We start from the raw sequence: 20027 nt of genomic DNA, 5'->3' as shown, positions 1-20027 counted from the left end.
GGAAATATCAGCCGAGCTGAGCGGCACCTTGGGCGTCGCGGGTGAGGATGCCGATGTCATAACCGGCGTCGGCCGCTTCGGCCTGCGTCACGAGGTCGATCACTCCGTTCTCACGGATGCCCTCGGCCGCCTTTTCGACGAGACGTTCGTAGTCGTTCACAGAACCTCTACGGTCGGCTTGCCAGCCTTCGGGAAGGTGATCTTGACGGTCGAGCGCCCTTCCTCGCTGGGGAACCTGCCCGCAGACTCGGCGTCCCACTTGTTGACGGTCCCGCAGCGGTAGATCGATGCGTGGACGACGTCCGGTTCCTCGATCGGCTCAACGTTCACGAGGTCGGAGTCGAGAGGCGCTGCAGTGTGGGACAAATACTTGCCCGCAGCAGTCCAAGCGTAGAGGCTGTCGTTGTCACCGACGTAGCCGAGGACGGAGTACGAGCCGCGACCTTCGGTCGTCAGCAGGGAGACGGGGCGTCCGTCGCGGGTGCTCAGGGGCTTCGTGAAGTCGAGTACGGGGGCGGCTTCGGCCACGTTGCGGATCGCCATGAAGTTCCCGTAGGCGTGGTTCCCTGCGTCGTCATAATGGTTGCCGCTGTAAGCGGACTCCTTCACTCCGCGCGGCGAAACAGAAACGAGGTCGTTCTGACGTGCGTACTTCTGCTCGATCGCTACGAACGCCGGGGTGCCATCCACGTATTCGATCGGCTTCGTCCAGTCGATCTTCGGGGCGACTTCGGGGACGTTCTGGAGGCGCTTCTCGGTGCCATAGCTGCCGACCCACTCACCCGTATCGAGATAGTAGTTCCACTCGGAGATGCCGGAGTCGTATTCGTTGGTGAAGCTACCTTCGACCTTGAACAGCCCTGTGGGGCGCTTGGACGTCGTCGGGTACGGGTCAGCGACTTCGCGGATGAAGGTCGCTACGGTGCCGTCGTCGAGCTGCACCGGCTTCTTGATGTCGATTGCCTTGGTCATGCGAGTTCTCCTGAGGCGTACTCACTGATCGCCTCGATGTGTGGGTTGTGGACTGCGTCTGCGTGGACGAGCTGCCGGTTGGCCCGGGTGACCAGCTCATGCGGGTCGAGGCCGAGGGGCCGGCACAGGGCGGCCAAGGTCAGTGCCAGTGCGCGGAGCTGGACGTCCTTGGGAGAGTGCTGAAGGGCGTCGATCACAAGGAACGCGGGGACCTTCAGGGAGGCGACGTCGGAGGCCAGGAGGGTCCGGTCGCGGGTCGCTGCGGGGCTCATGCCGTGACAGCGACCTCGATCAGCGGGGTATCGACGGAGCCGAACGACCCCTCAAGGACCGCCTGCACCGCAGCCTGAAACGCGACCTGCTGCTTGGCCTGATCGATCCGCAGTGCCACTCGGGCGGCCGAGGTCCGGCGCCAGCCCTTCGTCGGGTGGAGCGTCAGGATCGAGCCGTCGGGTTGGAGCTTCGAGAACTGCTTGGTGCCGGTCAGGCCCCGGCGGCGGCGCATCTGGCGAGCAATGCTCATGCGGCCACCTCAGTGAACTTGGCGTCGAAGTGAGCCTCGCTGGCGGCCACCGTCGATACCATCGTGTTGCGGCCCTGCTGGAGCTGGATGCGGTAGACCACACGGCCCTCGCGGCGACCGAGCAACTGAGCCCGGAGGCCGTCCGAGCGACGGTAGTGGGTGCGGTTGAAATTCATGGGGTTCTCCTGAGATTGGTTCACTTCACCAATGGTGAGGGGTAATCGGCGTCAGGCGGGGGCGACCCACCTGAACAGGCACCAGCCGCGACCGATCTCCCGCTCGAAACGGTAGTCGTGGGTCACGATGCTGATCTTGGTGGCGAGGTCGGCGGGAGGCTTGCGGGTTACAGGAGGGGGCTTTGGCGCTCCGGCCACGCGAATGTATTCGCCACCGCTCCAAGCCATCTTCTGTCCGTCTGCGGGTCCTCCCTTGAGAAGGGCTCGACAGCGCATCAGCGCTCGGAGCGGGTGCCGCCCCAGCCTTCGCCCTGCGCCGGGGCCGAAGCACTGCCGACGCGGACTGCGCAGCCCGGATGGTTCTCCGCCATCTGGCGGGCCAAGCGCTGCTGAAGGGTCTCATTGGAATTGGTCATGGGTTGTCTCCGGGTGTTCACTTCACCAATGGTGAGGGGCAATTGAGATATTCTATCTAGTGGAACTATTATGCGAAAGTGAAAGGGGCTTCGAGGACCTGAGCGAGGTCCAGAGTGCCCATCGCCGGGGGCTCCGGCAGCTTGGCCGCAAGGTCCTCCCCGAGCTGGTCCACGAGTTCGTCGTAGAGCCGGCGCAGGACGTCGGGCGTGTACTGCTCAACGAAGGTCTCACGGAGGATGGCAGCGATCCGGTCGGTGTCTGCGGCATGAGTGCCGAAGCTGTCGTGGATCATCGCAAGGTGACGAATACCTTCCCGGCGGCAGCGCAGTGCGACCGCCTGAAGGTGTGCTGCGTCGAGGCTATGGACGAAGTTCGGGGCAACCCCGTTGGACTGCGCGCGCTTGTCGAGACCCTCCGTGTCCACGTTGACCATGAGCTGCACCCGCTGACCGGCCCAATGGACCTCGATCCGCTGGCCCTTCTGCCTCTTGTACTCCTGCAGGATCGGAAGCCCCATCGGGGTCGTCCACCACAGCGGTAGGTCTTCCTCCGATGCTACCGAAGCAGCGGTGCGGAGCCAGTCCATTGCTGCTTCGGCGGCCTTCACCGTGTCGCCGATCGCCCGATAGAGGACGTGCGACAGCCAGTTAGCGGCTTGGTAATTGTCCGCACCGCCGAGGTATGGGCCTTCGCCCTTGGCCGTCAGCTCCTTATCGATCCCCCGAAGGGTCTCAAGGATCATCCCCTGCATCCCGAAACGGGTGGCCGAGTAGCAGTAGGTCATTGTCGGACGCTTCGCGATGGCACGGGTGATCTTCCCGCCGATCCAAGGGTTGTCGACCGTGAAGCACTGTTCCTGCTCCTCGCCGCTCTCGTCCTTGGTCTTGATGACGTAGGTGTAGGTCGGCGTGGTGTCGGCAACTTCCTGCGCACGGTCCTTTACCCGGCCATAGACGTCCTGCGGACGCTCAGCGGGCATCAGGTTTACGGCAGCCCCGCCATCGGCGTCCCGCAGCATCGCTGAGAAGTGCTGCAGGCCAGAGCAGGAGCCGTCGAGGGCAATCGGCAGGCAGGACACGAAGTCCTCGCCCTGGTCGAGCGCGCCGACGAACTCAAAGCACGCTGCTAGGGCGCACCACGGGCTGTCCGCAGTGGTCCAGAAGCGCTCCCCGTCGAGCGGGTTCATGGCACTGTCGATCAGCTCCCGGGCGTGGGCGAGGGTCCACTCCACACGCTCCTCGAACGGCACCTTGTCGACGCCGAACAGGTTGGAGATATGGATGTAGAGCCAGCGCCGCCCTTCGTCCCCGAGAGGCTTCCCGTGGGCGAACTGGAGGAGAGCCTTCTGCCAGTCCGAACCTTGCGGCGAGGGGCCGAAGGTCGGGATCGGGTAGATGCGGCCCCGGAAGTCCATTTCGTGGGGGTAATACAGCTCGGGCTCGTCGGTGAACCGGCGGCCAACCCATAGCCCCTGTTGCACCGCGACTCGGGCGGAGACCAGGTCAGCATTGCGGGCGTAGACTGACGCGGCCTCCCGCTTCCATGCGGTCTTGGCCTCCTCGTTGTAGTCGATGTCCTCCGGGCGCGCCGGCAGGGGCTCGTCTTCGCGAGGAGGGAGACCACCAAGATTGCCTCCGCCATCCCAAACCTCGGTCATCAGGTCGAGGATGCGGCTGTTGATCTGCCACGGGGTGTCCTGAATGTGGTTCACCGCGTCGAAGACCTCCGTGAGGTCGATGTTGCGCAGTTCCTCGTGATAGACCTTGTTGCGCTGCTTGATGAGGCGGTTGCCCGGGCGGGGCGTCAGGTAGCCGCCGTATGTGGGCGACCTCCAGCGGCGGGGGCGGACGATCATCGGCATGTGGATGGGGTCGAGCATGGAGCAACGTGCGTGTTGCTTGTCCAGCCAGCCCTGCAGGGTTTCGCTTGCCTGCACCGTGTAGGCCCACCCGCGCGAACGGCTCACGCGCTCCAGCGTCCAGAGACCAGTGGCCTCGATCGCCAGCTCAATCAGCTTGTTCCCCTTCGTGACCTTCTCGCTAGTGGAACTATCTACCAGCGCTCCCTCCTCGGTGAGGAGCTTTTTCACGGCCGACTTGCGCTGCCGGCTGTAGCCGCGCTGCTCCTGCTGCTTCAGGAAGCCCTTGTAGCCCTTCTTGTTGATGTCGCGGAAGGACTCCATCGACAGGTGCTCGTCGAGAGCCTCGGCCACCATCACGGCGCCGCGCTGGAGCTGCACCTTGGCGACCGCACAGTTCACGAGGACACGGCAGGTGATGTAGGCGGCCTCCTCCGGCTCGACCAGCAGGAGCAGGTCGGCAGCGGAGTGGCGACGACCAGCCTTGCCGGAGCAGGCACCGTCGATGAACGCTTTGATGGCTTCCGCGGTCGGGATGACAGCAGCCTTCAACAGCTTCTTGCCTGGAGGCAGGTTGGCTTCCTCCTCGGCCGTGCCGGCCTCGAACTTCCAAGGCAGCTCGCGACTCGCGTAGCGCTTGGCACCAAGGGCTCGGCTCTCGTCCTCCAGGTCGAGCTGGCGACGGAGACGGGCACGGAAATCTTCGTTCATAGATGGTCCTTCCGGGTCAGGGATTAGGGAGCGCCGAATGCGTCTCCTGAGGGCGCACGAAAGCAGCCCGAGGATCGTCCTCAGGATGGGCTGCAGGTAGTGCTGAAGGGCGGGAGTGTTCCTCCGCCAATGGTGAGGGGTAATTGAGTGGGGATAGGAGGAGGGGTGCTCCTAGGGTGTCGACCTAGGGCTCACTTGAGGATGTCCTAAGGTCCTCCTTAGGTAATCCTTAGGTTACTCCTTCCCTATATCTTCCCCCCAAGGGTGAGTGCTAATAGCTCTTTTGGCACGATCATCAATCTAGTGGAAGTATCGTGCCGAACGTGACAGGCGCACCCCCTCTACAGGATGTGACACCCGGCACGATGCCCCGAAGGGCTGGTTTTCCTGAGATTTCCGAGGGTTGTATGGAGGCCCGAGCCGGAATCGAACCGGCGTGCAAGGATTTGCAGTCCTCTGCGTCACCACTCCGCCATCGGGCCATCCGTGTGGAGGAATGCGCGCCTAGCAACCGATCGCTGGGAGTGCAACGGGATTCGCGCAAGTGGCCGGATTTTGTTTGTGCCTCATCGCTCTCGATACCCGTTTCGTGCGCTTCTTCCCTTGCCGAAAGCGCGGACGGAGCGCTGTAATAGCCGTTTCCTTGCATGAAGGGGTTTTGGCATGATTCTTGGAGCAGTGCTTGCAGGTGGGCTGTCGAGCCGCTTCGGCAGCGACAAGGCGCTGGCCGAAATCCAAGGGCGCACGCTGATTTCGCTGGCGGTCGATACGCTGTCGGGCTGGTGCGAACATGTTGTCGTCACCGGGCGCGAGACCGCACCCGCCCCGACGCTCCCCGACTGGCCGCGCGCTGGGATGGGGCCGCTTGGCGGGCTGGCGGCTGCCTTGCATCATGCCCTGGACGAGGGTTACGAGGCTGTGTTGAGTTGCGGCGTCGATGCAGGGCCGCTACCGGATGATTTGCCCTTGCTGTTGGGGCGAGCGCCGGCCTGCCTTGCCATGCAGCCGGTCATCGGCTTGTGGCCTGCGTCGGCCGCCCCGCAACTTGAAACCTTGCTGGAGAGCACGGAGCGTCATTCTATGCGCCGGTTCGCGGAAATGATCGGCGCGCGTCTCGTCGAGATCGATACGCCGATCGCCAATATCAATACGCCCGATGACCTCGCCCGGATCGCCGACAGCCCCTTGTCCTGATCGAGGTTCGTGTTTCAGGCGACAGCCTGTTGCGGATGGGAATATGGTCCGCCGTTCGGGACGAACGTCGTCCGCGCCTCGTCCTCGGCAGTTGATCTCAGGCAATAGCCGCCTGCCGAGGCTGTGGCGATGATGCCCGCCATGCCTACGAAGCCCAGCTTGCGGCGCAGGCGGGACATGTGAACGGCAATGCTGTTGGTTTCGGGTACAAAGCCCATCCGCCAGACGTCCTGAATCAGGTCCTGCTTGCTCACCGGCTCTCCGGGCGTGTCCGCCAAGCGCCAGATAAGTGCGAATTCGCGGGGGTTGAGGTTGAGGGACTTGCCCTGCCCATAAGCCTCGCGGGCCAGCAGATCGAGTTCCAGATCGCCGAGGCGACGGTGGCGGGGTAGCCAGCGTGTCAGTTCGGCCAACCTGCAGGCACGGGCCTCGAACTCGCTGGGATCGACAGTATCGGGCACGGCTTCGCCGAAGCCGGCTTGCAAAAGTTCAGCGCGCTCACTTGCGGATGCGGGGCCGATCACCAGCACGAAACGGCGTACGTCGTTGCGGACGGCCAGCAGCCTTTCCCATCCGGCAGGATCGAGATGACCTGCGTGCATGACCCCCATGCTGTCGCTGGAGGGCTCTCCACCAAAGTCGAGTGTCCAGCCGCAAACCCTGAGATCGAAGTCGATCGGGATTCTGTCAGACCCGAGCCATCGAAAATGATACGGCGATTCTCGCCGTGAAAGAAGGTTAGCCATCTGCCCCCCAAATAGCTCAGTATTCCAATGCGAGGGGCGAGATGGCGTAATTTTACCCTCTGTTACAACACGTATATTATTACAGGACTACGCGTGCGTTAACTTCGATATTCCGCAGAAATCCTGAATTTTTGCCGTTACAGGCGCTCAGGATGAAGGGGTATTAACCCCCATCGAGCTGAGGTAACGCTTCACGTTGCGCGCGGCTTGTCGAAGGCGTTGTTCGTTTTCCACCATGGCGATTCTGACGAAGCCTTCTCCGTCTTCACCGTAGCCGACGCCCGGAGCGACGGCGACTTCGGCGTGGGTCAGGAGCTGCTTCGAGAATTCCAGGCTGCCCATGTCCTTGAGGGCCGGTGGCAGGGGCGCCCAGGCGAACATCGAGGCCTTTGGTGCGGGAATGTCCCATCCGGCTCGGCCGAATGCCTCGACCATGACGTCGCGGCGCTTCTGGTAGAGGTCGCGGTTGCGCTGGACGATGTCCTGCGGGCCGTTCAGCGCGGCACAAGCAGCGGCCTGGATCGGCGTGAAGGCGCCGTAGTCGAGGTAGGACTTCACGCGGGTCAGCGCAGAGATCAGCTTCTGGTTGCCCACCGCAAAACCGATGCGCCAGCCTGCCATCGAGTAGGTCTTGCTCATCGAGGTGAATTCCACCGCGACGTCCTTGGCGCCCGGCACCTCGAGGATCGAGCGGGTCGGGTTGCCGTCGTAATAGAGTTCCGAATAGGCAAGGTCGGACAGAATCCAGACCTTGTTCTCCTTGGCCCAGGCGACGAGGCGCTCGTAGAACGCGAGGTCCACGGTTTCGGCTGTCGGGTTCGACGGGTAGTTGACGATCAGGATCGAGGGCCGCGGTACCGTGAAGGCCATCGCGCGGTCGAGCGAGCGCCAGTAGTTCTCGTCAGGCGTGGTCGGAACCGAGCGGATCGTGGCGCCGGCGATGATGAAGCCGAACGTATGGATCGGGTAGCTCGGGTTGGGCGCCAGCACCACGTCGCCGGGCGTCGTGATCGCGGTTGCCAGGCTGGCCAGGCCTTCCTTCGAGCCCATGGTCACCACGACCTCGCGCTCGGGGTCCAGTTCCACGTTGAAACGGTTGGCGTAGTAGTTCGCCTGGGCGCGGCGCAGGCCGGGGATGCCCTTGGACTGCGAATAGCCGTGAGCGTCGGGCTTCTGCGCCACCTCGCACAGCTTGTCGAGCACGTGCTGGGGCGGGGGCAGGTCGGGGTTGCCCATGCCGAGGTCGATGATGTCCTTACCGGCCTGGCGGGCTGCGTGCCTCATCGCGTTCACTTCGGCGATGACATAGGGCGGCAGTCGCTTGATGCGGTAGAACTCGTCTTCCATGACCTCTGGTATCCAGTAGCGTTGGCGGCAGGATCGCCGCCTGGCCCCTGTAAGGGATTCGGGCTGCCGCGCAAATGGGGACTGGCGAAAGATAATTGCAGGAAATGTCACGCTGAAGCGAGCGAAGGGGGCTCGACAGGAGTCCGCAGGGTTGCCAACCTGCGTGCGAATCCCAAGGAGAGCGATTGCCGATGGCTACCGACGCCGACCTCATCAGCGACGTCATGAAGTCCCAGGTTCAGAGCCTGACGACGTTGTTTGGCCAGATGGTCCCGGCGGAGGGCACTCCTGAAGCCGAAGCGACGGTGCAATGGGCCGAGGTGGCCGGCCGGCTGCATTCGATATGGACTGAGTTTCAGGTCGAGCAGCTGAACAAGGCATCGGCAGACAAGCCTCCGCACTACGCCGACCCCATGAAATGGATCGCCACGGTTGAGGGCGTCTTTCGCCAGCTTCCGCTCGCCAATCCCGAGATGCAGCAGAAGCTGTGGAACGAGGGGCTGGCGTTGGTGAATGCCGTGTTCGGGCAATATGGCATCGGACCGCGCGGCGAGGAAATCCGGGAACAGCCGGAGCTGCCGCGCCGCGACCATCGTTTCTCCGATCCGGAGTGGCGCCGCCAGCCGTTCTTCGCGATGCTGCACCAGCTTTATCTGCTCATGAGCGAGCAGGTCACCGGCCTCGCGGAATCGATCGAGGGGCTGGAGCCTGCGCGCAAGGCGCAATTGCTGTTCGCCACCCGGACCGTAGTGGATGCCCTGAGCCCCGCCAACTTTCCGCTGACAAACCCGGTCGCTCTCGCGAAAGCGTCGGAGACGCGCGGCGAAAGCCTGGTGCGCGGGTTCGAGAACCTGCTCGACGACATGCGTAAGGGGCAACTGACGCATACCCGGCCCGGCGCCTTCGTGCTGGGCGAGAACATCGCTGTGACCCCTGGCAAGGTGGTCTTCGAAACCCCGCTCTACCAGCTCATCCAGTACACTCCGACCACCGACAAGGTCCTGAAGACTCCCTTGGTGATCTTCCCACCATGGATAAACCGCTTCTACATCCTCGACCTTAATGCGCGGAAGAGTTTCGTGCGCTGGGCAGTCGAGCAGGGCGTGACAGTGTTCATGGTCTCCTGGAAGTCGGCCGACGCCTCGATGGCCGATCTTCTGTGGGATGATTATATCGCAGCGCAGATCGAGGCCGTGGACTTTGCGCGCAACCGTCTTGGTGTGCCTTCGGCGCACACGATCGGCTATTGCGTCGCCGGCACGACGCTGGCGGCCACGCTCGCCGTGCTGGCTCGCAAGGGCGAGGCGGACAAGATCGCCAGCGCGACCTTCTTTACCGCGCAGGTCGATTTCGAGGATGCGGGCGACCTCAAGAACTTCATCGACGACCAGCAGATCGAGACCGTCGGCCGTCTGTCTCCCGAAGGCTACCTCGACGGGCGCTATCTTGCCGCGACGTTCAATATCCTGCGCGGTAACGACCTCATCTGGAATTACGTCGAGCGTAATTACCTCAAGGGAGAGGACTACCCGGCGTTCGATCTGTTGCACTGGAACGGCGATGTCACCAACCTTCCGGCGCTCTGGCATCGCAACTACTTGCGCGACCTCTATCGTGACAACCGGCTGGCGGTGGCGGATTCGCTATCGGCCTGCGGCGTGCCGATCGACCTCCATCGCATTGCCACGCCCTGCTACATCCAGGCCGGGCGAGAGGATCATATCGCCCCGCCGACGAGCGTATGGAAGCTGACGCGCTATCTGGCCGGGAACTGGGCGTTCCTTCTTGCGGGTTCCGGTCACATCGCGGGGGTCGTCAATCCGCCCTCGACGGGCAAGTACCAATACTGGACCAACGATGGGTCACCAGAATCGCTGGCCGATTTCGTCGAGGGCGCGACCGAGCATCCCGGGTCATGGTGGCCGCATTGGGCCGAGTGGCTGCGCAATCTCGATCCGGCGGAAGTTCCGGCACGGGGCAGGCGCAAGCCTGGCGGGCGCGGTGACAAAATCGTCGAGGACGCTCCGGGGCGCTACGTCTCCGCACGCTAAACAAGGTCCATTCCGGCTGTTTAATCACGTGACCTGCGAGTGCGGGCGTGCTGACACACGGCTGTAATCTGCGACAGACACTCTGCGTGGACCTGAAAAGCAAGGCGAATTTGTGCGGTGCAGCATAAATTGTGCATCGCAGCATAGAAGTGTTGACTTCGCGTCTGCAAAAACCTATTTTGCAACGCAGCAAAGGTTGATGCGACTCGTGTTTCGCATGAATTGCCCGGGGTGACGCCCGGCTCCTACTCGAAGTTTTCAAATAAGGCTGGATGCACAGATGGCCGACAATGAAGACCCGAAGAGCAATATCGCTCCGGTAACGACACCCAAGCCCGTGGAAGCCAAGCCGGCTGCCCAGGTCAAGGCGCCGGAAGCTGCGGTGCCGGAAAAGCCGAAGGCGGAAGTTTCAAAGCCTGCAGTAGCCGCTGTCGTGCCGAAGGTGGCAAAGCCTGAGGTGCCTGCACCGGTAAAGGTGGAAGCGCCCGCGAAAGTTGAGGTCCCCAAGCCGGTTGCGGCAAAGGTGGCTTCGGCTCCCGCTAAGGTGCCGGTCGCCGAAGCGGCTCCGATCAAGGCTCCCGCTTCAAAGGCTCCGGCAGCGAAGGTTGCAGCGCCGAAGCCCAAGATTAAGACCGCCCCGGTCGCACTCGCGAAGCCGAAGCCGGTCTTACCAGTTGTTCCGGCAAAAGTCGCTACGGCCAAGCCGGCCATCAAGGTTGCCAAGGACGTGAAGGAAACGGTTGCTGCCGTTCCGGTTCCGAAGGCGGCCACTCCAACGGCGGCACCAAAGACCGCACCGAAGCCCGTTTCGGGCAAGCCCGTCTTCGCAGGACTGTTCTCCAATTTCATGCTCGAGGAAACGACAATGGACATGAGCGCTAACTTCACCGGATTCCAGGACGCCATCACCGAAGCTCAGGCCAAGGCCAAGGCTGCTTTCGAGAAGAGCACCAGCGTGCTGGGCGAAGTCAGCGACTTCGCCAAGGGCAACGTCGAGGCCGCCGTCGAATCGGGCAAGATCTACGCCGAGGGCGTGCAGGCCATGGGTTCGGAACTCGTCTCGGAGAGCCGCGCCGCGTTCGAGAAGATGTCGGGTGACATCAAGGAACTCGCTGCCGCAAAGTCGCCGACCGACTTCTTCAAGCTGCAGAGCGATCTCGTTCGCAAGAACTTCGACACGGCTGTTGCCTACAGCTCGAAGAACAGCGAAGCGATGCTCAAGCTGATGAGCGACACGTTCGCACCGATCTCGGGCCGCGTGAGCATCGCCGTCGAGAAGGCGCGCTCGGCTGCTCCGTTCTGATCTAAGGCAGGTTCGACCGGTCGGATGACGCAGTTATCCGGCCGATTGAGCCGCTGAACCGAGAATATAGGCCGGGGCATCTTGTTATCGGACGCCTCGGTACGATATTCTGGGCACCATGATTCCCCCGATCGCCGATTCTGACCTGTCGCCCTTTCCGTTCGCGCCGCTTCCGGTTGTGATGGCGGACGATGGCGACACCGATCACGGTACTGGCGACGACCATCAGGTCGGCATAGCCACCAAGACCCGTGCTAAGCCGAAGAAGCCGAGCCAGTTCAAGGTACTGATGCTCAATGACGACTACACCCCGATGGAATTCGTGGTGCTGGTCCTCAAGCGCTTCTTCCATATGGACCTCGAGCAGGCCACGCGCGTCATGCTGCATGTCCATCAGAAGGGCGTAGGCGTCTGTGGCATCTTCCCATACGAGATTGCCGAGACGAAGGTAAACCAGGTGATGGATTTTGCCCGTCAGAACCAGCACCCACTACAATGCACGCTGGAAAAGGCCTGAGCGCATTCTTTCTCCAGCCGGAAACCTTGCCGCTCCAGCGACGTTCAACGGCTCACCCGACACTTTCAGGAAGATGTCGGATCGCCAGCGACAAATCGCTTTGCCCTCCTGGCGTGAGCCGTTAAGGGCGGGGGAGAACGGTTGAGTGACGACGCCTAAGTGAAGTTCATCAGCGCCCTAGACCGCTACATCCTGCGCCTCGTGCTAATGCCGATGCTGGGCATATTCCTGCTCGCCGCATCGCTGCTCGTGCTCGACAAGATGCTCCGGCTTTTCGACTTCGTCGCGACCGAAGGCGGGCCGATCGGCGTCGTCTTCAAGATGCTGGCGAACATGCTGCCCGAATACGCCAGCCTTGCGATCCCGCTTGGGCTGATGCTCGGCATCCTGCTTGCCTTCCGCAAGCTGGCGACCAGCAGCGAACTCGATGTCATGCGCGCGGTGGGGCTCAGCTATACCCGCATGCTGCGCGTGCCCTACATGATCACGATCGCGCTGGTGATCGCCAATTTCGCGATCGTCGGCTATCTTCAGCCGCTGTCCCGCTATTACTACGAAGAGCTGAATTACGAGCTCAAGTCCGGCGCGCTCGGGGCCTCGATCAAGGTTGGCGAGTTTACCGCCCTCAAAGACCGCATCGCCCTGCGCATCGACGAAAGCCGTGACGATGGGCGCAAGCTCATGGGCATCTTCGCGCGCCTTTCGAACGACAAGGGCCAGGTGCTCTCGATCTCCGCGCGGGAGGGGCGTTTTCTTGCGCTCAAGGACAATCCCGACACGATCATCTTCCGACTCGAGCAGGGCCAGATCATTCAGGACGAGCCCGGGCAGCCGTCGCGCGTCCTGACCTTCACGCGCCACGACCTGCCGATCGAGCTTCCCGCAATCGAGAAGTTCCGCCAGCGCGGCGGGCAGGAGCGTGAATACCTTCTGCCCGAACTTCTGAAGCTCGGCTGGGACAAGAATGCGCCAAGCGACGAGCGCGTATCCAGTCAGGCGAATTTCAACTACCGCATGGTCGAAGTCGTGATGATGCTGCTGTTGCCGCTGCTTGGCGTTGCGTTGGCGATCCCGCCCAAGCGCTCCACGTCGGCGCTGGGTCTGTTCGTGTCGATCGTGATGGTCGTGGCCTACCACAAGGTCAATCAGTACGCGAACGACGTCGCCTCGCTGGGCAAGATGAACCCCATCATCGGGCTGTGGGGGCCGTTCTTCGGCTTTGCGGCGATCATCGTCTGGATGTACTGGCGTGTGGCCTACATACCGGGCGGTCAGGCGATCGGCTGGCTCGAGACCGCGTCCGACAAGGTGGTCAAGCGCCTGAAGTCGCTGCTGCGTCGTAACCGGCGCGGGCCTATCCTGCCGACGCCAGCGGACCAGAGCTGATCCATGAACCTCGAATTCTTCCCGTCGCGCACCCTGACACTCTATCTTGCACGGCTGTTCCTGACGCGCATCGTCGCCGTGCTTATCATGCTGGTGCTGGTGCTGCAGGTTCTCGATCTGTTGGGCGAGAGCGGCGATATCCTAGCCTACAAGGGCAACGGGCAGATGCAGTTGCTCTATTATGTCTCTCTGCGCGTGCCGCAACTGGTGGCGCGGTTCCTCCCCTATTCGGTGCTGCTCGCCACGATCATCACGCTGGCGACCCTGAACCAGAACAGCGAGGTCATCTCGATGAAGGCGGCGGGGCTGTCGGCGCATCAGGTGCTGGCGCCGCTGATTCTGACCGCGCTGGTGATCTCCGGCTTCAGTTTCGCTTTCAACGAGCGTGTCGTCACCCGCGCGGCGCGGACGCTCGATTCCTGGCAGGCGGTGGACTACGGGCCGATCCCGAAGAACGCGAGCCCCAAGGCGAACCTCTATCTTGCCGAAGGCAGCGACCTGCTGCTGGCGCAGTCGCTCTCCGGCGAGGGCAATGCCATGATGCTGCACGGCGTCACCTACTATCGCCGCGACGCTAACGACATGATCGTCGAGATGATGCGCGCCGGCACTGCGACTTACGCGAATCCCGGCTGGAAGCTCGACAAGCCGACGAAGTTCCAGGTTTCCGATACGACGACGACAAAGCTGGTCGCGGCCACCGTTGCGCCGGGCATCACGCCGGCCAAGATCTTCATCTCCAAGGTCGATGCCGATGCGGAGGATATCTTCACGCTTACCGGCTCGATCCAGGCTGTGCGCGAGGCTGGGCAGCGGACCAGCGAGCTTGATGCCGCGTGGTGGCACAAGCTGTCGGGGCCGCTGTCCTCGGCGCTGATGCCGCTGCTCGGGGCGGTCGCGGCGTTCGGTCTTGCCCGCTCCGGCGCACTGCTGATTCGCGCGGTGACCGGCATGGCGCTGGGATTTGCCTACTTCGTGTTCGACAACGCGGCATTGGCGATGGGCAATTTCGGCGGCTATCCGCCGCTGATTGCGGCCTGGGCGCCTTTCCTGCTGTTCGCGCTCATCGGCGAGACTGTGTTGATCCGTACCGAGGAGTAAAGGGTTACCTGACCTTCATCGTGCTGCGCGCCAACCTTCCGAGCAGCGGGGCAAGGCCGGGATAGCTGGCCTTGCCGTAAGTCGAACCCTCTTCCAGATGAGCGGTCAGGCGGCGGTGCGCCTCTGCCAGCGAGTGGTAGGGCATCGAAGGCAGCAGATGGTGCAGCGCATGATAGCGCAGACCCACCGGAGCCCACATCGCCGCGACGAAGCCGGGCGGCGGCACGTTCACCGAATCGAGATACTGCGCGGTGACGGTCATCGCTTCGCCGTCGTTCTCCCAAAGGTGGGCGACAAGGGTGCGGACCTGGTTGAGCAGTGCGGTGAACGAGACGACGCACAGCGCGATCAGAAGCGGCCTCCAGCCCCAGGCAAAGCTCGCGGCGACGAGGCCGATCGCCCAGACCGAGCAGGTGAGTTCCTGCCAGAACACCATGCGGGCGAAGTCGCCCTCCGGCTTGCGGCGCTTGTACTGCGGGTTGATGGCGAGCGCCGAGACACGTTCCCACACCAGCGTACGTAGCGGCGGCACGATTGCGCCCAGCGGCACGAGCACCGCCGAGCGGATCAGCAGCGCGGGCGGCAGCAGTATCGCGGTGAGCGCGAAGACCGGCAGGCTCCACGGCTTCATCAGCGCCAGCGGCAGGTATTCCGGGTCCTCGACCGTGCCGTAGCGGGTGCGGGCGTGGTGCTGGGTATGCACGCCCTCGTACATGAACGAGGGGATCAGCATTGGCACGCCGACCAGCAGGTTCCAGCCGAAGCGGAAGCCGGGCAGGGCGTCCTTGTGGATGTGCGTCAGTTCATGGATGAACAGCAGCGCGCGGTAGAGCGCCAGCGATGCGACCACGCCCAGCAGCACCGCGACCACCGGATTGCCTGCCAGAATCGCCCCCGCCAACGCCGCATAGCCGAGCGCGGCGCTGCCCAGCATGTCCGGCCAGTAGATGCCGGGGCGGGCCGCCGCGATGTCGCGCGTCAGTTCGACGGCGGCGCGCAGCATGGCCTTGTCGTCGGGCATCTGCGAGTGCCACGTCGATCCCTGCGCGGAATTACGCGCATCGGCGGGGGGCAGGTCGATCGCATTCTGGGCATTCATCGTGCAAGATTTCCAAAGTGTTTCCGGGCATAAGGCCGCCCGGTCCGCGCTCCACCGCAATTCGCCGTGCGGTCCGACTTGACAACCTGCCGCCATCGGCAGCACGTCGCGCTCATATTCCGTTACGCCAGAACAAAGGCAGCATCGTGGCCGAACTAGTCATCACTCCGATCTCCAGCAAGGCCGACATCGCCGCTTTTGTCGATCTCGCTTATCGACTCAATGCGTCAGATCAAAACTGGGTGCCGAATCTGCGCTCGGAGGAAATCTCTAAGTTCACAGCGGGCAAGAACCCGTTCTTCGAGCATGCCCGCGTCCAGCTTTTCCTGGCGAAGCGGGACGGCCAGATCGTCGGCCGCATATCGGCGCATATCGATGAACAGGCGCTGAAACAGCCGCTTGAGCAGGGGATGGGGCCGGGCACCGGCAACTGGGGCGCGATCGAGGCGGAGGACGCCGAAGTCGCCCACGCGCTCATCGCCCAGGCCGAGCAGTGGCTGCGCGAGCAGGGTATGATCCGTGTGCTGGCGCCCATGAACCTGTCGGTCTGGGAAGAGCCCGGCATCCAGACGGTGGGCCACGATCATGCGCCGATGGTCATGATGGCGCACCACAACGCCGCTTATCAGGGCTGGATCGAGAGCCAGGGCTACACCGCCGTCAAGACGCTGAAGACCTACGAACTCGACGTCACCAAGCAGTTCCCGCCGCTGATCCAGCGCATCGTCTCGTCCGGCGAGAAGAACGCCAAGATCAACGTGCGCGGCGTAGAGCTGAAGCATTTCGACCGCGAAGCCGCGATCATCTGCGAGATCCTGAACGATGCCTGGTCGGACAACTGGGGCTTTGTGCCCTTCACCGACAAGGAAATCGAGTATACCGGAAAGGCGCTGAAGCCGCTGGTGCATCCCGAACTGATCATGATCGCCGAGTACGAGGGCGAGCCGGTGGCGTTCATGATGACGCTGCCGGACCTCAACGGTATCCAGATGAAGGTCAACAAGCGCACCGGCAAGCCGTCCATCCTCGGCTTGCTCAAGCTGCTCCTTTGGTTGCGTAAGCCCCGGCCCGCCGACATGCGCGTGCCGCTGATGGGCGTGCGCAAGAAGCTGCAGTCCTCGCGGCTCGCCAGCCAGTTGGCCTTCATGATGATCGAGTACATCCGCCGCGCCGCCGTCGCCAAATTCGGGGCCAAGCGCGGTGAGATCGGCTGGGTTCTCGAGGACAACCAGGGCATGGTCGCTATCGCCGACGCCATCGACAGCACCGTCAACCGCGAATACGTGATCTACGACAAGGCGCTCTGAGCGCCGGAGGTTTACACGGTTTACACGGTCCAGGGGGATCTGCCAGGCCGCTGCTTGCGAGGGTGAGTGGCGGATTTCCGGGGTTTTCTGGCCGAGGCGCCTGTCACAAGGTGACACCTTTCCATGGGAGAGTGTCACCTTGGGGCGCCATGTGTCACTTTGCGCGCGGAAAGTGTCACCTTGTGCGTGAAAAGTGTAACCTTGCGCGATGAACCGGCTGGACATCGTGCACGGAGAAGGCGGGGCAGGGGGCGCATCGGGCGAGAATACCGCCGTGCTGACGCTGTAGGAAAACGGTTTCGAGCTTCACCTTGAATCGTCATTGCGAGCGCAGCGAAGCAATCCAGGGCCGCGCAAACCGCACTGGATTGCTTCGCTGCGCTTGTAATGACGAAGGGAGGGGCGATCCATTGTCTATACTGCTCAGAGCTGCGGATTCGATCGCTTACCGCCCGGCCTGTTCGAACACCGCCAGTTGCGCGGCGAAAGCCCGCTGGAAGGCGGGGCGGGCCTCGCCGCGTGCGACGTAGGCGCGGATCGTTGGGAAGTCCTCCAGCAGCCCCGAGCTTGCGAGGCGGCGCAGTACAGAGATCGTCATCAGGTCGCCCGCGCTGAAGGCGCCGTCCAGCCATTCCGTATCGCCCAGCCGCGCGGCGAAGTCGCCCAGGCGGGTGCGCACACGGGCGTCGAGCATGGTCAGGCGCTCCTCGTGCCAGGGCTTGTCGCTCTCGAACAGGGCGGCCATCGAGCGTTCGACGATCGGCGGCTCCAGCGTGGAGAGCGCGGCGAACATCCATGTGACCGCGCGGGTGTGAGCTTCCGGGTTCTCCGGCAGCAGCCCGGTATGGCTCTGCGCGAGGTGCAGCACGATGGCGCCCGATTCGAACAGCACGAGGCCGCCTTCCTCATACGTCGGGATCTGGCCGAAAGGGTTGCGGGCGCGGTGTGCGGCCTCCTTCATCGCCGTGAACGAGACGAGGCGTACGGTGTAAGGCTGTGCCACTTCCTCCAGCGCCCAGCGAACCGGCATGTCCCGCGCAAGGCCGCGGCCGCGGTCGGGCGAGGTTTCGAAGACGGTGAGGGTGGGCAGCATCGCGGGTGGCTCCGGTTTGGGAGCGATGATGCGCCTGATGGGGATTGGGGCGCAAGGGGGGCATCCTCCCCGTCGCGAAGCGATGGGGAGGGGGACCGCTCGCGGAGCGAGTGGTGGAGGGGGTAGAAACCCTCCGTCAGCCCTGCGGGCTGCCACCTCCCCATTGCTTCGCAACAGGGAGGATTTTGCCTAAGGCTGCGTCGGCGTCGCGGAAGGTGCCGGAGGCGGCGGGGCTTCGATCACCGTCGCGGGCTCGTCGCCCTCGACCACATCATCCGCCACTTCCGATGGCGGAACCGCAGGGCCGCCCGCGCGCGGAAGGCCGAGCCCGGCGTTCGGGTCGACAAGCGAGGCCTGCGACTTCACCGTATCGTAAGGCAGCATGTCATCGCTGACCGAGCGCGGCAGCAATTCGCCGCCCGCCGCCGCCTTGGGCTGGTCGTCCGCCTTCTTGCTGCAGCCGCCGAGCGCCAGCGCCGTCAGGGCAACGGGCAGGATCAGGTGCGCGGACTTCATTTACGCGGTCTCCGGTGCGGAAGGCGGGCAGGGGCTTTCCAGTGAGGCGAGGAAAGCCGGGGCGCGTGCGATCAGCGCGGCGTCGAAGGCGGCGAGGTTCACGTCCTTGCCGAGTCGCTTGAGGCTGGTGACGCCGAATTCCTCGATGCCGCAAGGCACGATGCCGGTGAAATGCGAAAGGTCGGGCGCGACGTTCACCGAGAAGCCGTGCATCGTCACCCACTTGCGGATGCGAACGCCGATCGCGCCGATCTTCGCCTCGCGCCCATCGACGTCGGTGGTCCAGATGCCGATGCGACCTTCGGAGCGGAAGGTCTCGACGCCGAAATCGCGCAAGGTCTCGATAACCCAGCCTTCGAGGCCGTGGACGAAGCCGCGCGCGTCGCGGGCGCGCTTCTTGAGGTCGAGCAGCACATAGCCGATGCGCTGGCCGGGGCCGTGGTAGGTATAGCGCCCGCCGCGTCCGGCCTCGACCACCTCGAAGCGAGGGTCGAGCAGTTCGGCGACGGCGGCGCTGGTGCCGGCGGTGTAGACCGGCGGATGCTCCAACAGCCAGACCAGTTCGCGCGCCTCTCCGGCGGCGATGGCTGCGTTGCGGGCGGTCATCTCCTCCAGCGCCTCGCGGTAGGGCACCGGATCGGCGGAGATGCGCAGTTCGATATCACCGGGTAGCGAAGTCATGCCGCGTTGCGTGGCGTCATTCCATGCGGTTATCAAGTGCAAACGCGCCAACCGGCGTCTATGGCGAGATCATGGAACCCTTGATGAAGTTCGACAGCAGCCGGGCCTGGAGCCAGGCGTCCCAGGCCGTTTCCGCCAACCGCGAGGTCGTGCTGGCGCTGGCCGGGGTGTTCTTTCTCCTGCCGCAGCTGATGTTCTCGATCTTTTTCCCGCCGCCTGAGACCGGCGCGGGAATGAACGAGACGCAGATGATGACCATGCTGCGCACCTACTATCTCTCGGTCGCGCCGGTGCTGATCCCGATGGCGCTGTTCCAGGCGCTGGGCTCGCTTTCGCTCCTGTGCCTGCTCGACAGCGATCGGCGACCGACCGTGGGCGGTGCGATCCGCGACGGGCTGAAGGGCGTGGTGCCTTATCTGCTCGCGCAGATCCTCACCGGCATGGCGCTGGCGCTGATCGCGCTCGTGGTTGCGGGGCTGCTGGGCGTCGTCGGAGGCGTCGTCGGCGGGGTGATCGGGCTGGCCATCGTGCTGCTCTTCGCCATCGTCATGGGCGTGCGCCTGTCGGTGGCGGCGCCGGTGATCGCGGTGGAGAACGTGTTCAACCCGGTCGCGGCACTGGTGCGCTCGTGGAAGCTGACCAAGGGCAATACCGCGCGGCTGCTGGGCTTCTACGCGCTGCTCGCGGCGGCCATGATCGTGCTGCTGATCTTCGGCAACGTTCTGACAATACCGATCACGCTGCTCGCTCCGGCCGAAGTCGCACGCTTCGTCGCGGCGGCGGTGGAGGCGGTGCTGGCGACGGTAATGGCGGTGTATTTCGTGGCGGTGATCGCGCAGGTGCATCGCCAGCTGGCGGGGCCTTCGGCGGAAGCGCAGGCGGACCTCTTCGGGTAACGCCTTATCCTCCCTGTCGCGCAGCGATGGGGAGGTGGCAGCCCGTCAGGGCTGACGGAGGGGGCTTCTCCCCTCCACCACCGACTGCGTCGGCGGTCCCCCTCCCCATCGCTTCGCGACAGGGAGGATTTTC

At 63.7% G+C, this 20027-nt stretch carries 23 protein-coding genes and 1 tRNA gene; 8 read left to right on the top strand and 16 right to left on the bottom strand.

Annotated features, from left to right (window positions below):
• Window positions 1-7: 7 nt before the first annotated feature.
• The 9 genes from HWN72_RS13295 to HWN72_RS13255 form a co-directional block, all read right to left on the bottom strand.
• Entirely contained in the window at window positions 8-160 is a 153-nt protein-coding gene (locus HWN72_RS13295; RefSeq protein WP_211150423.1) for a hypothetical protein, read from the bottom strand.
• The gene (locus HWN72_RS13290; protein ID WP_211150422.1) at window positions 157-972 is read right to left on the bottom strand and encodes a hypothetical protein; all 816 of its coding nucleotides are present in this window, start codon (window positions 970-972) and stop codon (window positions 157-159) included. Before HWN72_RS13290 ends, HWN72_RS13295 begins: the two co-directional genes overlap by 4 nt.
• Window positions 969-1244, bottom strand: coding sequence for a hypothetical protein (locus HWN72_RS13285; RefSeq protein WP_211150421.1), 276 nt, complete (start codon window positions 1242-1244; stop codon window positions 969-971). The genes HWN72_RS13290 and HWN72_RS13285 overlap by 4 nt, the downstream gene beginning before the upstream one ends.
• Entirely contained in the window at window positions 1241-1495 is a 255-nt protein-coding gene (locus HWN72_RS13280) for a hypothetical protein (RefSeq protein WP_211150420.1), read from the bottom strand. Before HWN72_RS13280 ends, HWN72_RS13285 begins: the two co-directional genes overlap by 4 nt.
• A complete protein-coding gene (locus HWN72_RS13275; protein ID WP_211150419.1) occupies window positions 1492-1671 on the bottom strand; it encodes a hypothetical protein in 180 nt (59 codons plus the stop codon). The genes HWN72_RS13280 and HWN72_RS13275 overlap by 4 nt, the downstream gene beginning before the upstream one ends.
• A gap of 51 nt (window positions 1672-1722) precedes the next feature.
• Window positions 1723-1899 carry a hypothetical protein gene (locus tag HWN72_RS13270; protein WP_211150418.1) on the bottom strand — a complete coding sequence of 59 codons (177 nt, stop codon included), beginning with the start codon at window positions 1897-1899 and terminating at the stop codon, window positions 1723-1725.
• Window positions 1900-1946: 47 nt separating this feature from the next.
• Complete coding sequence (locus HWN72_RS13265; RefSeq protein ID WP_211150417.1) at window positions 1947-2087, bottom strand: hypothetical protein; 141 nt, start codon at window positions 2085-2087, stop codon at window positions 1947-1949.
• Between the two features lie 68 nt (window positions 2088-2155).
• Window positions 2156-4657 (bottom strand): DNA-directed RNA polymerase, encoded by a 2502-nt coding sequence (locus HWN72_RS13260; RefSeq protein ID WP_211150416.1) that lies wholly within the window; start codon window positions 4655-4657, stop codon window positions 2156-2158.
• 408 nt (window positions 4658-5065) lie between these two features.
• Window positions 5066-5139: transfer RNA gene (locus HWN72_RS13255), tRNA-Cys, on the bottom strand.
• Window positions 5140-5320: 181 nt separating this feature from the next.
• On the opposite strand from HWN72_RS13255, the gene HWN72_RS13250 reads away from it, so the two are divergent.
• Entirely contained in the window at window positions 5321-5851 is a 531-nt protein-coding gene (locus HWN72_RS13250) for a molybdenum cofactor guanylyltransferase (RefSeq protein ID WP_008832770.1), read from the top strand.
• A 14-nt stretch (window positions 5852-5865) separates the two neighbouring features.
• Here the strand turns inward: HWN72_RS13250 and HWN72_RS13245 are convergent, their stop codons facing one another.
• Together HWN72_RS13245 and HWN72_RS13240 are read right to left on the bottom strand one after the other, a co-directional pair.
• Window positions 5866-6453, bottom strand: a complete 588-nt coding sequence (locus HWN72_RS13245; RefSeq protein ID WP_008832769.1) for a winged helix-turn-helix domain-containing protein — start codon at window positions 6451-6453, stop codon at window positions 5866-5868.
• A gap of 291 nt (window positions 6454-6744) precedes the next feature.
• Entirely contained in the window at window positions 6745-7944 is a 1200-nt protein-coding gene (locus HWN72_RS13240) for an LL-diaminopimelate aminotransferase (protein ID WP_008832768.1), read from the bottom strand.
• Between the two features lie 191 nt (window positions 7945-8135).
• Here HWN72_RS13240 and HWN72_RS13235 point away from each other — a divergent pair, with 191 nt between their 5' ends.
• Window positions 8136-9995, top strand: coding sequence for an alpha/beta hydrolase (locus tag HWN72_RS13235; RefSeq protein WP_008832767.1), 1860 nt, complete (start codon window positions 8136-8138; stop codon window positions 9993-9995).
• A gap of 258 nt (window positions 9996-10253) precedes the next feature.
• On the opposite strand, the gene HWN72_RS31080 is transcribed toward HWN72_RS13235, so the two are convergent.
• Entirely contained in the window at window positions 10254-10868 is a 615-nt protein-coding gene (locus HWN72_RS31080; RefSeq protein ID WP_231957945.1) for a hypothetical protein, read from the bottom strand.
• Between HWN72_RS31080 and HWN72_RS31075 the strand changes: the two genes are divergently transcribed.
• The 4 genes from HWN72_RS31075 (at window position 10861) to lptG (ending at window position 14302) form a co-directional block, all read left to right on the top strand.
• Window positions 10861-11298: a phasin family protein gene (locus HWN72_RS31075; protein ID WP_236727362.1), complete on the top strand. Its 438-nt coding sequence runs from the start codon at window positions 10861-10863 to the stop codon at window positions 11296-11298. The genes HWN72_RS31080 and HWN72_RS31075 overlap by 8 nt on opposite strands.
• 181 nt (window positions 11299-11479) lie before the next feature.
• The gene (clpS, locus tag HWN72_RS13225) at window positions 11480-11815 is read left to right on the top strand and encodes an ATP-dependent Clp protease adapter ClpS (protein WP_036526453.1); all 336 of its coding nucleotides are present in this window, start codon (window positions 11480-11482) and stop codon (window positions 11813-11815) included.
• A 159-nt stretch (window positions 11816-11974) separates the two neighbouring features.
• Window positions 11975-13201 carry an LPS export ABC transporter permease LptF gene (gene lptF / locus HWN72_RS13220; protein WP_008832764.1) on the top strand — a complete coding sequence of 409 codons (1227 nt, stop codon included), beginning with the start codon at window positions 11975-11977 and terminating at the stop codon, window positions 13199-13201.
• A 3-nt stretch (window positions 13202-13204) separates the two neighbouring features.
• Window positions 13205-14302, top strand: a complete 1098-nt coding sequence (gene lptG / locus HWN72_RS13215; RefSeq protein WP_008832763.1) for an LPS export ABC transporter permease LptG — start codon at window positions 13205-13207, stop codon at window positions 14300-14302.
• A gap of 4 nt (window positions 14303-14306) precedes the next feature.
• Here the strand turns inward: lptG and HWN72_RS13210 are convergent, their stop codons facing one another.
• Window positions 14307-15401 carry a fatty acid desaturase gene (locus HWN72_RS13210; protein ID WP_008832762.1) on the bottom strand — a complete coding sequence of 365 codons (1095 nt, stop codon included), beginning with the start codon at window positions 15399-15401 and terminating at the stop codon, window positions 14307-14309.
• Window positions 15402-15547: 146 nt separating this feature from the next.
• On the opposite strand from HWN72_RS13210, the gene HWN72_RS13205 reads away from it, so the two are divergent.
• On the top strand, window positions 15548-16708 hold the full coding sequence (locus HWN72_RS13205) for a GNAT family N-acetyltransferase (RefSeq protein WP_008832761.1): 1161 nt from the start codon (window positions 15548-15550) through the stop codon (window positions 16706-16708).
• 445 nt (window positions 16709-17153) lie between these two features.
• Here the strand turns inward: HWN72_RS13205 and HWN72_RS13200 are convergent, their stop codons facing one another.
• The 3 genes from HWN72_RS13200 to lipB all read right to left on the bottom strand — a co-directional run bounded on the left by HWN72_RS13200 (window position 17154) and on the right by lipB (window position 18998).
• On the bottom strand, window positions 17154-17801 hold the full coding sequence (locus tag HWN72_RS13200; protein ID WP_008832760.1) for a glutathione S-transferase family protein: 648 nt from the start codon (window positions 17799-17801) through the stop codon (window positions 17154-17156).
• 189 nt (window positions 17802-17990) lie between these two features.
• Complete coding sequence (locus HWN72_RS13195) at window positions 17991-18317, bottom strand: hypothetical protein (protein ID WP_008832759.1); 327 nt, start codon at window positions 18315-18317, stop codon at window positions 17991-17993.
• Window positions 18318-18998, bottom strand: coding sequence for a lipoyl(octanoyl) transferase LipB (lipB, locus tag HWN72_RS13190; RefSeq protein ID WP_008832758.1), 681 nt, complete (start codon window positions 18996-18998; stop codon window positions 18318-18320).
• An 83-nt stretch (window positions 18999-19081) separates the two neighbouring features.
• On the opposite strand from lipB, the gene HWN72_RS13185 reads away from it, so the two are divergent.
• The gene (locus tag HWN72_RS13185) at window positions 19082-19894 is read left to right on the top strand and encodes a hypothetical protein (protein ID WP_008832757.1); all 813 of its coding nucleotides are present in this window, start codon (window positions 19082-19084) and stop codon (window positions 19892-19894) included.
• Window positions 19895-20027: the final 133 nt, after the last annotated feature.

It is taken from the genome of Novosphingobium sp. HR1a (assembly GCF_015594425.1).
GTDB classification, from domain to species: domain Bacteria; phylum Pseudomonadota; class Alphaproteobacteria; order Sphingomonadales; family Sphingomonadaceae; genus Novosphingobium; species Novosphingobium resinovorum_A.
This window is presented reverse-complemented; position numbering and strand designations above follow the sequence as displayed.